Here is a 14182-nt window from a genome sequence, read left to right on the forward strand (position 1 = left end):
GTAGGAGGAGAGAGCAAGAGAAGCGACGCGGGTATCAATACTAAAATGGGCGCACCTTACCCCGATTGTAAGGTGCGCAATTAACAAACCTCAAACAGGATGGGTAAGACATTCACCCATTTGCATACTGATGGCTCTCAAGACATCCCGCCGGGTGATAATACCCACCAACTTGCCCTCGTCGACCACGGGGTACAGTTTAGGTTTGGTCGGCGCCATCATTTCAGCCAATTTGATAATGCTATCCTCAGATTCAACCGCTAAGGCATTACTGGTCATGCAATCAGCCACGGCGTGTGAATCTTGACAGTGATAGCTGTCGCGCAATAGCTGTTGCAACATATCTTGCTCAGAAATAAAACCAACCAAACGCTTATTAGCATCCACCACAGGTCCACCGGTCTGCTGACTGCGGAGCAGTTTTTCCAGTGCACTGGAAAGCGGCATATCCGGTGAAAAGGTTACCGGGCGTTTATTCATATAATCTTTAACGGTGATCGACTCCATGTCGCCTCCCTTAATCGTCATGACAATCTGTTGTCCAGTACTTTAAGTGTTGTCGAAGTTGGCGAAATGTCTAAATCACTTTAAACAATTTGTGTTATTGAGCAAACCAATGGATAAATAGCTCGCTCTATAGGTGGGCTACCAGCCGAGTAAACGATAAAGCTCACCGGTTTTTACACTTCGGTGTGCATTCTCGATGGTGCCATCACGAGCCCACTTTTCAACGACAGGCCGAATGATAGCTTGCGCCGTTTGCCAATCTTGCCCTGCTTCTATCTCGTCGAGATACAACAATCTTAGCAGTAAGCCATCCAGCCCAGTCAAAAGCTGCTGTGGCGTGCGGTCATTAAAAATCGATGGAAAAACCCGGTCATCGTCATTAGGCAGTCCCATCACTTGGGTCAACTCTTCCACCACACAGGCCACGAGCTTCCCCTTGGATCGCGCCAAATCAACGGGAATAACGACCGCTGCATAACGAATCGCACCATGCTTATTGACTCTAAAATTGGCAGCACAAACGGCATCTTGTAACGGGGAGACATCCGCATTGGCAAATTGCTTGCGCGCATCATCTAAAAAGCGGTCGTGATTAGTAAACATGATGGTGAGGTTGGCGCGCTGCGGAATGTCGGTGGGGATAAAGTCGATGCCAGTTAGCGTTTCGAGGTGTGATACGTGATATGTGACAAGATCATCATGCAGCTGGCTCTCGTTGATTGGGTGCGCCACATGATAACGGATCGGGCCTTCCCACTTGCGGACGCCTTGCTCACCTTGCACATACTCACTTTTAAACGCAATACGATAAAACGCGTCGACAATATAATCGGGCGACTGCCAAGCCCGTTGGTTGGCCATTACAGGCGTCACCATTAAGCACAAGGCCAATAACACCATCCGCTGAAAAAGCCGCCAATATGAGTGACTCACAGTATTACTCCCGATATCGAATCCCTTAGCTAGCATAGTCGCGAAAGTGCAACGCTTGAATCATTTTTTTAACAATCCCTAGCGCTGTCTTTTATTTTGTGCATAAAACGTAAAAACCTAATATCAGTTCCATTTTTCTAGACATTTTTTGAACCAAATCCTCATTCTCACCGCTAAAAAAACCCCGCTAGACGCACACTATGGATAGTAACCAACGATTTTTAACTCGTTGTAGTATGAAGAGGAAACTATGCGTAAAACGCTACTCGCTTTAACCCTTCCATTAGCGATACCTGCTCAGGCTGCCAATGTGGTCGATGCCTCAAGCTTAGATTTGAGCGCGGCATTAAACCATGATCAGTCACGCGCAATGACGGCATCATCGCCAGCACTAAGCTTTCGTGAAAAATCACGCCTACAAGTGGGTAATAAAGCCTTGGTGCGCAAGCAGCAGCTGCATCATGGCGTTCCCGTTTACGGTTATTCGGTGGTCGAAAACACCACCGCACGCGGCTTCGCGCCCAGCGTAAAAGGTGACGTTGTCACTGATATCGAGCAAGATATCGGTGGTACGCTACCGATGATTAATCAGCAGCAGGCCATTGCAATTGCACAAGGTCAAACAAGCCAAGGCAATCGGCATTTTCACCAAGCCGATGCGAACACAGAACTCTTGGTCTGGCTGGATAAACAACAAACAGCGCGCCTAGTCTACAAAGTTGACTACCTTGCCAGCGACAACGGTCACCCTTCGCGTCCGATGAAAATTGTTGATGCTAAGTCTGGCGAGATCCTCGATAGCTGGGAGGGCATCGCGCACCTAGAAGCGGGAGGGCCCGGCGGTAACCAAAAGAGCGGTCGATTTAACTTTGGTCCCAAAACCGAACTAGGTAGCTTTCAAGTCAACCGCGACTGCCAAATGGATAGCCCGAATGTGGTGACATTAAACATGAATAACCGCGAATGGGGCGGAGAAGTTCATCAGTTCAATTGCCCACAAAACACCTACCGTCAAGTCAACGGTGCGTATGCGCCGATGAATGATGCGCAGTTTTTTGGCCAGAAAGTATTTGATATGTACCAAGACTGGCTCGGTATACGTCCGATTCGACAAAAGCTCACCATGCGCGTCCACTACGGCCAAGGTTATGGCAATGCTTTTTGGGATGGCAGGCAAATGACCTTTGGCGACGGTAATCGCAGCATGTATCCCCTAACCACTTGGGATGTCATTGCTCACGAGGTGAGCCATGGCTTTACCGAGCAAAACTCAGGGCTTGAGTACCGAGGCATGTCCGGTGGGATGAATGAGTCTTTCTCGGATGTCGCCGCAGCGGCTCTGGGACAGTACGTATTTGGTGAGTTTAACTGGAAAATGGGTGAAGACGTGATGAAACATAGCGAAGCTATGCGTTATTTCATCAACCCAAGCCAAGATGGACGCTCAATTGGTCATGTGAACCGCTATTACTCTGGTATTGATGTGCACTTTAGCTCTGGCATCTTTAACAAAGCTTTCTATCATCTCGCCACCAGCGATCAATGGAATATCAAAAAGGCCTTTAAGGCATTTGCGACAGCAAACCAGCTTTATTGGCGCCCAAACTCCAGCTTCCAGCAAGGCGCGGAAGGCATTTGCGAAGCGGCCAAAGCATTAAACTACCCAGCCGGAGCAGTAAGCCAAGCCTTTGCAGAAGTGGGCATTCAAACCCAAGGTTGCCAAGGAACGGGAGGCAACCCTACGCCAGACCCAGAGCCACAACCTGATCCAGGAATCTTGCCACTGACACTCGATCAGCCCGTGCAAATCCAAGGGCGCGCGGGCGCTGGTTACCAGTTCGTGGTACACAATGCGCCTCGCGGCACTGTTTGGCTGCAAACCTATCGTGGTCACGGCGAAGTAGATTTATATGCCGCGGTAGGTCGCCCTGCAACCGTCAATGATAACGACTGCGCCTCAACGAATGCGGGCAACGAAGAGTACTGTGGCTTTAGCCAAATTCAGGGCATGGATCTGTACGTCACTGTCGTGGGGGCGCGTGATTATGCGACCAACGTGTTAGCACGCCTTGACGATCGCGGGGTTGAGACCAACCGCTGTACCAATATGCCGACTTGGGGTGGATACAACTATTATCCAGCAGGCGTCACCGTTCAGTATCAAGGGCATCTATTCCAGGCCACGCAAGATAACTGGGGCATAGACCCTTTCACTAACCAATGGGTTTGGCAGTATCAAGGCAGCTGCCAAGGCTAACTTCTCTGCGGCCGACTTCTCCCGGCCGCTTTATTTGAGTTAACACCTCCTCACGTTACGCCAAGAGTGTGATCCCCTAGCGATTATTCCCGTCAATGCTTCGTGCAACGTCATCGCGCCGCTCGCATTACGGTTTTATTGCATCTATGTTAATGATTACTGGTGATAATCTAGCAATGTAGAGGCGATAAATGCGACTAACCGCGTTGAGTAATACATGGCAATGGCGCTGTTTGGCCATCCTCTTATTTCTACTCCCCACCCTTGCATGGGCAGCGAACACGAACGCGTCTTCGCTCCACACCCTCACCATGTTGATGGGGCTGCTCGGTGGCTTAGCGCTGTTCTTATATGGCATGGAAAAAATGTCTAATGCGCTGAAAAACGCCGCTGGAAGCCGACTCAAATCCTTACTCGCCAAACTCACCACCAACCGTGTCGCCGGTGTTTTAACGGGCGCGGGAGTCACAGCCACCATTCAATCCTCTTCTGTCACCACCGTATTGCTCATCGGTTTCATTTCCGCAGGGTTAATGTCGCTCGCGCAAGCAACTGGGGTGATCATGGGGGCCAATATCGGGACAACCATTACCGCCCAGATTGTGGCCTTTAAAATCACTCAAGCTGCCTATCTGATGGTCGCTATCGGCTTTTTAATTGAATTTACAGCCAAAGCCGATAAAACCAAGCAATACGGTAAAATGCTATTCGGATTGGGGTTGATCTTCACAGGGATGAATGTGATGAGTGAGGCAATGTCGCCTCTGCGCGATTATCAGCCATTTATTGATGCCATGGCGAAAATGCACAATCCTTTTTTTGCCATTTTACTTGCGGCCTTGTTTACCGCATTAGTGCAGTCTTCATCTGCGACAACCGGGATTGTCATCGTCCTTGCGGGGCAAGGCTTTATCTCGCTTGAAAGCGGGATCGCACTCGCAATGGGCGCCAACGTCGGCACCTGTGTGACCGCCCTCCTCGCCGCTATCGGTAAATCGCGGGAGGCCAAACAAACCGCCAGTGTGCATATTCTGTTTAATATTATCGGGGTGTTGATATGGCTTCCATTGATCAGTGTTTTGAGTGATTGGAGCGTCGCACTGTCGCCGAGCCATCCTGATCTCACGGGCGTTGAACGCTTAGGGGCTGAACTTCCTCGTCAAATTGCCAATGCCAACACCCTATTCAACGTCGTCAATACACTTGTCATGTTGCCGTTTATCGGCGGGTTTGTTTGGCTTGCAAAGAAGATTGTCCCTAAAACTCGTAAGCCTGCACCAAGTGAACAACCGATTGTTTCGCCGAAATATCTCTCCAAAGAACTGCTGATGACACCCGATATTGCCATGGATCAAGCCCAGCTCGAGATTGGACGCATCGGACGCCGAGTTTGCAATATGATGAATGCACTCCCGCCTCTCACTTCTAAATTAGCTTCCCAGCAAGAGCGAGAAGCGGCTAATCATGCGTTAGAGAAAATCGATGAGCTTGAGCATCAAGTCGATATTTTGCACGGACATGTGCTTTTTTATCTCGGTCGATTGCGTAAAGAGCCTCTCACGCAAGCACAGAGTGACCGACAGATCACCCTAATTAGCATGACCGATCAGCTTGAGAGCATTGCTGATCTGATTGAAGACACCTTGGTGCCCATCATGGATAAATCACTGCATGCTGAGATCGATATCAGTGATGAAATGCGTGAAATCCTTGATAATATTCAAGAAAAAGTCACACATGCGCTGCTAGATAGCGTGAATGCCATTCGACGTGGTGATAATAAACGCGCGAAACAAGTACTGCATACCAAACGTGCGCTTAACGCGCTATTGGATAAAGTGCTTGCCCATCAAGCCGAGCGCTTGGTAGAGCATGACACCAACCGCTTGCAACTTTTTAGTATCGAGATGGAGTGGACCGAATCGCTAAAGCGCGTGTATACAGTGACGAAACGGATCGCCAAACTACACCTGCGAGAAAAAGACCCGCAGTGATACGTCACTAGCAGACTTTAAAAAGAAAACGGAACCAAGCCCTAATTTTTAGGCTGATTAAACCAATAGTGTCGGGAAAATCGTTATAACGGCTCCGCCTAATCATATCTAGGAGCTTGAAATGTATACACTATTTCCTTCCCGACCCAAAACTCTATCGGCACTCATTGCGCTTGCTGCCTTTAGTAGCACCAGTGCATGGGCTGATGCTCAATGTGACATTGCCGATTTAGCGGCCAGTAACATGCCGCTCCAAGCCATTATGAGTGCTGAACGCAGTTGCTTTACCAGCTGGTACGACACCACGTCTATTCGATATCACAACGTCTACCAAGAAACCTTTGTAAACAAAGTGACGCAGCGCCTCGCGCAGACCATTGCCAATTATCAAGGGGATGACAGCCAAGCCCGCCAAATTGCTAACTTAGCCGAGTATGTGCGCGCCGCCTACTATGTTCGCTTTTATAGTGATAAAGCGAACGCCGACTTTTCGGACGCACTAGACGACCGCCTTGCGGATGCCATCAATACTTTTTTGCGCTCACCCTACGCAACGGCAAAAGGTAGCGCCCAAACCGATGCCTTGCATGGCTTAACGCTGATGGCCGATAGCATCAAGCGTTTACCGCAAACTTTGGACCTACAAATTCAACTACTTGAAAACCTCAGGCAAGATCGCTTACATGAACGCCGTTACGCGGATGCACTGAATAACCTTTTCCGTGCCATGGCAGGCCACCAATCACGTCAGGCCTTTTATGACGAGCTTGCTGCCGATCTCTCATTGATTGACCGTCTCTATCAATTCGTGTTGGATAACCCACAACTGTCCAACAGCGAGCACGGTGCACTATTGGTGTCGAATACCGTCCGTGAAATGGGGCGGCTATTGATGGCGCCACAAGCCAGCGTGCGAGATCGTGTGATGAGTCATTATCGCGACCTGTTACCCCGTTTCCCACTGGGCGGCAAAAACGACGCGGTTTGGGTAGGCATGGTAGAAATGGTGGATGCTTACGCCCCCGATAAAATGACCGAATTAGGTCTGTCTGACGCCAAAGCGACACTGGAAGCCAAAGTGGTACCTTATCGCCACCAATGTGAAGGCCCGGCGATCATTCGCTCACAAAGCATGACACAGGCCCAATCGCAACAAGCATGCGAAAGCCTGCATCAAAAAGAAGTCGCCTTCCATCAAACCGTGAACTCAGGCTATCAGGCCGTCGCCGATGATCTAAACGACAGTGTTGAAGTCGTGGTATTTGATAACCCGTCCGACTACAAAACCTATTCCTCATTTTTGTTTGGTAACTCGACGGACAATGGCGGCCAATACTTAGAAGGTAACCCTGCCGATCCAGATAACCAAGCCCGTTTTATCGCGTACCGTAATGATAATGGCCAATCGCTTTCCATTTGGAACCTTGAGCACGAGTACGTTCACTATCTGGATGGGCGCTTTAATATGTACGGCGATTTCAACGACGTGCTTCGCCACGGTCATACAGTGTGGTGGCTTGAAGGCTTTGCGGAGTATATGGCCCATGGCGATGACTATGCCGACGCCATACGCTTGGGTAAAGAAGGCGGCTATTCACTCAGTGAAGTCTTTGCCACCACCTACCAGCATGATGTGAACCGCGTATATCGCTGGGGCTATTTGGCGGTACGCTTCTTGTTTGAACAGCATCCAGATGCTGTAGAAACCTTGCTTGAAGCCGGGCGCTCCGGGAAATTCGAGCAGTGGGCAAATTTAGTCAAAGACTATGGCCATCGTTATGACCAGGCCTTTGCGCAGTGGCTGAACACCTTGGATAACACCGGTGGCGGTGAACCACCACGTCCAGACCCTGATCCCGAGCCAGAGCAGCCAGAGGTAACAACGCTATCATTGGGACAAACGGTCACCATCAGTGGACAAGCGTACAGTGAGCACCTGTATCAGATTGATATTGCTCAGCCTGCCAATGCGCTTACATTTAGCATTGCGGGGCAAGGAAACGCGGATCTCTACGTGGCGAAAGGTCGTCAAGCGCACTATTACGATTTTGATGCCACTGAGTGGAACCAAACCAGTCATGAGACCGTGACGCTTAATGATGTAGAACCAGGCCGCTATACCTTAAGTGTCACCGGACGTGGAGACTTTACTGATGTCACCGTCGCGGTAAATGCGGAAGGCCAAGTCGATCCCGAGCCAACGCCAGAGCCTGAAACACCGGCTGGCACCGATGACTTGCGCCCGGCTCAGCTTAACGTCGCGAGTCCCAATAGCATCAGCGTTTATCAACGTCGTTACCTGTATGCCGATGTGCCTGAAGGCGCAACCAAAGCACAAGTGTGGGTCATGGCGGATGGTGACGCGGGCGATCTGAGCGTATTCGCCGCCGAGGATTACTGGCCAACGCAAGCACAAAATCAAGCCGTTTCAGACGTGCCGGGCAGCAACCAGTATATCGAGGTCGATTTACGTGATCAGCAACGTCTGCACCTGCTGCTCACGGGTGATGGAAGCCGAAGCCAAACCGATGTGCGTGTTTACTTTCGCTGATCGCTAAGCACTAAGCACTAAGCACTAAAAAAATTCTACCAAGCGCCACTGCCGAGTGGCGCTTTTTTGTTCGATTTCCATAGGAGGAGGAAAATAATAGAAAGAGGAAAAACGCTTAAGGAATGATTTCTGTTTTCACGCTCCCACAAACTGAGATAATGCCGTCATGACTGGTCTTGTATCACTGTTCACGAATAATAAGGAGAAACCATGACCGAATGGGAAAAAATGTGCCAAGGACTTGTCTTCGATGACAGTGATGGATCCATTGATATCAGGCGAGACCATGCCACACGAACCTTACTGGCATTCAATCAAACAATAGAGACGACGACAAGGCAGCAACTGCTGCGCGAGTTATTAAGTGCTATCGGCGAAGGTTCGGTGATCCAACCGCCGTTCCATTGTGAATTTGGTGAGACCATTCGGGTTGGCAGCAATAGCTTAATCAATATGAATGTCACTATGCTCGATGGCGCTCCGATCACTATCGGTGACCATGTGCTGATTGGCCCCAATACCCAGTTTTACACTCCCACTCACTCTCTCGATTATCAAAGCCGCCGATCGTGGGAGACCTGGTGCAAACCCATCGTGGTGGAAGACGATGTGTGGATTGGCGGCAATGTGGTGATCTGCCAAGGCGTGACGATCGGCGCGCGCAGTGTCATTGCAGCAAACGCCGTGGTGAAACAAGATGTGCCACCTGACAGTCTTTACGGTGGCACACCCGCTCACTATATAAAAACGCTCAATGGCAAGTGAGACAGACAAACTAGTCGATATTTCGCCAATGTGTCGGAGGAGTCAGCCCCCAGCGCTCAAATTCTGTGGCGCTATAAATGGCTCTCCCTTTTTTGCCATGAATAACCGAAATTTCCGAGGCTTCTTCACCCGCCAACACGCGGTTGACGTATTTGCCCGCTTGTATACCCTGGGATTCGCCAAATAGCACGACCCCGCCAGCAGTTTGGCCTTTCCCGACCGAAAAGTCCCAAAAGCCAAACAAAGGTGTCTCACTGTTTTCATTAGTCCATGAGAGCACTTTATTGGCATCAACCACTTTGTCCGACTCATTGCGGATAATTTGGTATAAACCAACCACAATCGCGTCGTAATCATCGGATTGCTCTACTGAGTTTTTCCAAGACGAAAACAAGCGGTGATTTTCGATGGTCACATCGATACCCAGCTGTTGTTTCAAATCTTCATATTGGTTGGCGATGTGATCGGTTGCAATCGTCGCCGTGGTGCCCGCATCAAAGAGGATTTTTACCTTCATTTGATCTTTCCCTAATAATTCGCTCATCTCTTTCATACTGCGAGCAAACAAGGGACGCTCCAACACACCAGTGACTCGCGCCGTACCGGCGTATTTCGCCATTAATCGACGTGGATTGGAGTTAATACCTAAAAACACTATATCGATATCTTCGTTTCTCAGTCTCGGCAGCATATGGCTCAACGCATTATCATCTCCAAGAACAACGACCTCGGGGCTAATCTTTTGATAAAGCGCCAACGCTTTATCTGCTTGCGCGTCAAACTGAGACCTGGGTAAGCGCTTAGTATCCATTTCAAAAGTATGTAGCGTCACATCATCGCCAAGCGTACTTTCAAGCCCACGGATATAGCTTTCATCCCAGCCGTATTCTTTATGATAACTCTGAACCAGCAGTACATCGGCAGCCCAAGTGGGTGCAACGCTCATCAAATAGAAGGCCAGGATTTGTAAATAGAGTTTCATTATGGCTCCTTGACGCCGAGTTCAACCTTCTACAACTGTAGAACAAGATTTTGAAGTGAGACGTTCCCCCACCCGCCACCTGAAAAAAAGCCGCACCTCTTGGGTGCGGCACGTTTGCTGATTGCCTGCATTTTCGGCTTACTGAGCAGGTTTAATCGTCAGTTCAGCATTTTCAAATCCGAGTGCGGCCAACTCATCCGAATCAAAGTTGGAAATGAGCTCCACCCCATTTGCGCTATCATGACTTGCCATGGGCGTCGCAGACCGCTTACTGCGCGTTTGACGAGAGGTTTGCGACTTCGCTTGTCCGACTTCGATAGTGCCCGCGTATTGTGACTCTGCATAGAAATCGCCAGATACGTGGGAGTAGAAAGGACGTAAGCTTTTGCCTGTTGCCCATTGCATACTCTGTAGGCCGTATTTCTCAATGGCCCAACTCCAGTCCCACCATTTTACTTCACCTGGGATATAACGATGATGCCACTGATAGGCAATATCGGCAGACGGCTGGCTACTGCGGCCCATGGTGAAGGTATGGTCATGTGTAGGGCGATTGTCTGGATGGGAGTGCCATGCATTGCCGCCCCAGCGCAAGAAACCGTTAAAGTTAACGTCATAACTGATGTCTGCGCCGAAGCGATAAGGATACGAAATGCTTGAGCGATATAACTCAACACGGATGGGGATCTCTGAGTGTGCTGGAACGAAAGGACGTGCTTGCAAGGTCACTTGCTCGCTGCTCGCGCCGCCATTGCTGCTGGCAAAACTTTGGTTTGCCTCAAAAGAAATGGTTAACTTGGTCTCACCCACCAGCGGCCAATCAAAACTGTTTTCAGTTTCCACTTTTTGTGAAAAGCCATAGGTGTTGGTTTTTTCCCAACTGGTGGATTCATCGACTTTAAGATCGACCACAACCTGTTGATCAATATCGGTATTATTCCGTGCTACCGCTGAAACAGTTTTAACTAACTGGCGATCAGACTCGACCACATCACCGTGCCAGAAATCGCTATCATTGAGGGTATAAGCAAAATTATCGACCGTGATAGTGGTCTTATCACTACAACGATAGCCATCACAGCCCCCGTCATTATTACCGCGAATATGCCACTTATCACCTGAGCGCCAGACGTCCATATCTTCACCGACATAGTCACTGTGGTTGCCACCTACCCATGCATAACCGAGATAATGCGCGAGATAGCTCAGTGGTTTAACAAACTCACTGCGGTTATTCACGAGTGCATACTGGATATCAAGTTCTGTGCCCTCAGGGATGCTTTTGGCAGCATAATGAGGAATTTCGCCCTCATCGTTTTCTGGATAACACCAAGTATCGGCCGTCTGGCCGTATTGCTTGATTTCACCGTTGTATCCACTGCCCATAATGGCCCAATCACCTGCTAGGCCGGAAATCTGCCACTGTCCCATGCGATCCATCAGAAAATGACGATGTGTGCTTGCTTCATCGGCAGTAAGGGGGCGGTAATTCGCGCGACATTGGTCATCACCTAAGTTATCGAGCACAATTTGATCAGGATAAATATTTGCCTGCGCGAGCCCAGCATAAACCAGTACTGATAGGCTGGACACAGTGAGCGCCGTTACACGTATTGTATTAGCCATTTGACGTATTCCTTATTGAACCTTAAATAAGAGTCATAGTGCGACTGTCATGGTCGTCGCAGCCCTTACCCTTTCATAACGGTTCAATAAAAAATAATGAAAAGCGTTGAAATTAATTCCTCCTAAACTTCATAAAGTTACCGCTAGGCATTCAAAAAAACACCAAATATTCAATGTGATTTTCATTCAATAAAATAAGGGAGGAAGCTGGTGATGAAAATAGAGTTAAGGCTCTATTTTTAGCCTATCAGAACATCATGTTTGGGCATGAGAATAAATTTAGTTGTTGCTTATGAATCTAGCGTATTATTTTTCCTGCTGAAGAAATTCATCTATTTTTTGTGTCGCATGAATAATATTGAGCGGAGAGTATCGAATAAAAGTGCTCCGATGGGTCTGCTTTGAAACAAAAAGAAAGGTGGAGTACTTGTGTCTTTTTTCAATATAAACAAGGCAGTTACACTGGCTATGAGTTAAAAATTGCTCTATAGAAAAGCCGAGCTCACTACCGGGCGGGTAAAACACGTAAAGCGCCCCAACACGCTTTTGATTTAACCCTCCTCGCTGAACCCAATCACTCCACCGCCATCCATTCATTTTTCCAACCACAAACACGCTTGTTGCCACGCACAGCAATAGTGTTATCGCAATCAACAAACACTGCCGGTAGAGAGGCACTTTACGCTGAGCCGGACTTGATGGCTTAGGGTGTGAGGATCGCCCTGTTTGAGGGAGGGAAGGTTGAGGTAATGGCGTAACGTCATCTACCCCACTACATGCGGGCTCAGCGGTATGATGAGCGATCATGCCTTGTGTTAATCGGTAGCCATACTTAGGGACCGTGACCACCAATGAAGCGTCTGCACCTATTGCGATCAAGGCGCGCCGCAAAGCACTGACTGATTTAGCCAGCGACGTCTGACCAATGTACTCACTCCCCCAGCTATAACAGATCAGCGTCTGCTTACTGACGGCTTGCGGTGCGTGCTGCAGAAGGCACTCAAGGACAAGCGTCTCGCGAAATCCAATTCGAGTTGACTTGTGATCGTTGTGGAGTTTCCTTGCGACATTGTCGAAATAAATCATAGTTTTTTCTTTTAATAATAAAACAATCAGTTATTTAGTGCGATAAACATCGTTTTATTTAGAAACAAGATCACATTTCAAGAAATGATGTGATTAACCCGTTTATTCATAAAAATATTAACCCCTCACAATATATGGTTAATACTGGGTTCAGCTGATGTCTCTTCACACAAAATACGGTCATTTACTATACAAAACAAGGGTATGGATAGGGTGCTTTCTTCTTTTTTCGTTTAAATTTTCTTTTGCTGACCCATTTATTACTATGGCAATGAGTTTATAATCAGCTATAAATACTGAGTGTTTACTCAAAACAGGTTGGCAACAATAATGAAATATATTTATAAAACACTCTTCATCCTCTCTGCATTGTTCTCTGCTGCAAGTTTTGCAGCCATAGGACCCTACAAAGTCGTTTTAATCCATGGCTTTCAACCCGATCAACTACAAAGCCGACCAGATCGTGATCAAGTAGCCGTAGATGGTTCAGACTACTGGCAAAACTACTGGTTACAGCATGCTGATGCCCGTGTCGATTGGCCCGCTCACGAGCGGATCGAAGGAAAGATTGCATCAGACTATCTATGGCCTGCATTAAAAACGCTTTCCGAGCAAAAAACCTGTCTGTCCGGCTGCATTTTAGTGACCCACTCTACCGGCGACTTGGTGGCACGCTACCTGTTAGACAACCAAGCAAACTGGCTGAATAACGCAGGGCTCGAGCCACTCAACATTGTCGGCACCTTTGACTTTGCAGGCGCAGGCGGCGGCGTTGAACTGGCCAACATCGCGGTGAATGTTGCTGAAGGTGGTGGTTGGCTAAATCATGCGATGAAAAAAGCCGTGTCACTGTGGATGGGACAACTCCCCAGCAAAGACAATATCGGCGTACTGAACGACTTGAAAGTGGCAAACGCGCGCCAACTCGCCATGTGGCCTGATAACCGTGTACCGCGTATTCGTTTCGTGGGCAATGGCTCTGACTTCTTAGGGGCGACATCACCCTTTATACCAGGCAGCGACGATGGCGTGGTCGCCGCCCACTCGGCCTGTGGTGCCGCCGATGTCGATGCATTTGATAGTTGTTCAACCGCCATTGAGTTTGATGGCCAATTAGATTATGTCCACAAAGGGGTTCGACGCTTTATGCCCTCACACTACCCGCTATTGATGGGCGATAAGTATAGCCATCTGACTATCTTTAATCCTTGGCATAAAGGCAAAGTAACAGCCACCGATCCTGAGCTTAAGCTCGGCGATCAGTCTCGTATCGCTGTCGAGACCATTGACGAAGATGGCTGGTTTGGTAAGAAGTACCGTTATGTCCGTGATTCAGACCGTGACACCTTGTCGGAGCTGGTTCATGCCCTCCCACAATGATTTCGGACAGGCTGTGACGTGATTAACAAAGCTGCCCTTTCATCGAGATAAGGGCAGCAGGTTGGATTTATTCGCTTTTCTTTCCTGTGCTACCGTGGCTG

Annotated in this window: 10 protein-coding genes; 5 read left to right on the forward strand and 5 right to left on the reverse strand. The window is 48.7% G+C overall.

Translation table 11 applies throughout. The features are described from left to right. Positions 1–90: 90 nt before the first annotated feature. Both BZG20_RS01690 and BZG20_RS01695 read right to left on the reverse strand, forming a co-directional pair. Positions 91–507 (reverse strand): CBS domain-containing protein, encoded by a 417-nt coding sequence (locus tag BZG20_RS01690; RefSeq protein ID WP_046073384.1) that lies wholly within the window; start codon positions 505–507, stop codon positions 91–93. Between the two features lie 138 nt (positions 508–645). Then, a complete protein-coding gene (locus BZG20_RS01695; RefSeq protein ID WP_158010008.1) occupies positions 646–1440 on the reverse strand; it encodes a DUF2927 domain-containing protein in 795 nt (264 codons plus the stop codon). Positions 1441–1690: 250 nt separating this feature from the next. On the opposite strand from BZG20_RS01695, the gene BZG20_RS01700 reads away from it, so the two are divergent. From BZG20_RS01700 to BZG20_RS01715, 4 genes are all read left to right on the forward strand, one after another. Continuing rightward, the gene (locus tag BZG20_RS01700) at positions 1691–3697 is read left to right on the forward strand and encodes a M4 family metallopeptidase (protein ID WP_077577917.1); all 2007 of its coding nucleotides are present in this window, start codon (positions 1691–1693) and stop codon (positions 3695–3697) included. Positions 3698–3888: 191 nt separating this feature from the next. Further along, a complete protein-coding gene (locus BZG20_RS01705) occupies positions 3889–5691 on the forward strand; it encodes a Na/Pi cotransporter family protein (RefSeq protein ID WP_241828689.1) in 1803 nt (600 codons plus the stop codon). A gap of 121 nt (positions 5692–5812) precedes the next feature. After that, on the forward strand, positions 5813–8242 hold the full coding sequence (locus BZG20_RS01710; protein ID WP_077577918.1) for a M9 family metallopeptidase: 2430 nt from the start codon (positions 5813–5815) through the stop codon (positions 8240–8242). Positions 8243–8452: 210 nt separating this feature from the next. Further along, positions 8453–9007, forward strand: a complete 555-nt coding sequence (locus BZG20_RS01715; RefSeq protein WP_046073389.1) for a sugar O-acetyltransferase — start codon at positions 8453–8455, stop codon at positions 9005–9007. A gap of 10 nt (positions 9008–9017) precedes the next feature. On the opposite strand, the gene BZG20_RS01720 is transcribed toward BZG20_RS01715, so the two are convergent. From BZG20_RS01720 to BZG20_RS01730, 3 genes are all read right to left on the reverse strand, one after another. Further along, positions 9018–9989: a sugar ABC transporter ATPase gene (locus tag BZG20_RS01720; protein WP_046073390.1), complete on the reverse strand. Its 972-nt coding sequence runs from the start codon at positions 9987–9989 to the stop codon at positions 9018–9020. A 138-nt stretch (positions 9990–10127) separates the two neighbouring features. Next, positions 10128–11615, reverse strand: coding sequence for an aerolysin family beta-barrel pore-forming toxin (locus BZG20_RS01725; protein WP_077577919.1), 1488 nt, complete (start codon positions 11613–11615; stop codon positions 10128–10130). A 306-nt stretch (positions 11616–11921) separates the two neighbouring features. Further along, entirely contained in the window at positions 11922–12701 is a 780-nt protein-coding gene (locus tag BZG20_RS01730) for a winged helix-turn-helix domain-containing protein (protein WP_077577920.1), read from the reverse strand. A 330-nt stretch (positions 12702–13031) separates the two neighbouring features. Between BZG20_RS01730 and BZG20_RS01735 the strand changes: the two genes are divergently transcribed. Further along, a complete protein-coding gene (locus tag BZG20_RS01735; protein WP_046073393.1) occupies positions 13032–14081 on the forward strand; it encodes a hypothetical protein in 1050 nt (349 codons plus the stop codon). Positions 14082–14182 lie beyond the last annotated feature (101 nt).

It is taken from the genome of Salinivibrio sp. IB868, from assembly GCF_001995655.1.
Taxonomy (GTDB): domain Bacteria; phylum Pseudomonadota; class Gammaproteobacteria; order Enterobacterales; family Vibrionaceae; genus Salinivibrio; species Salinivibrio siamensis.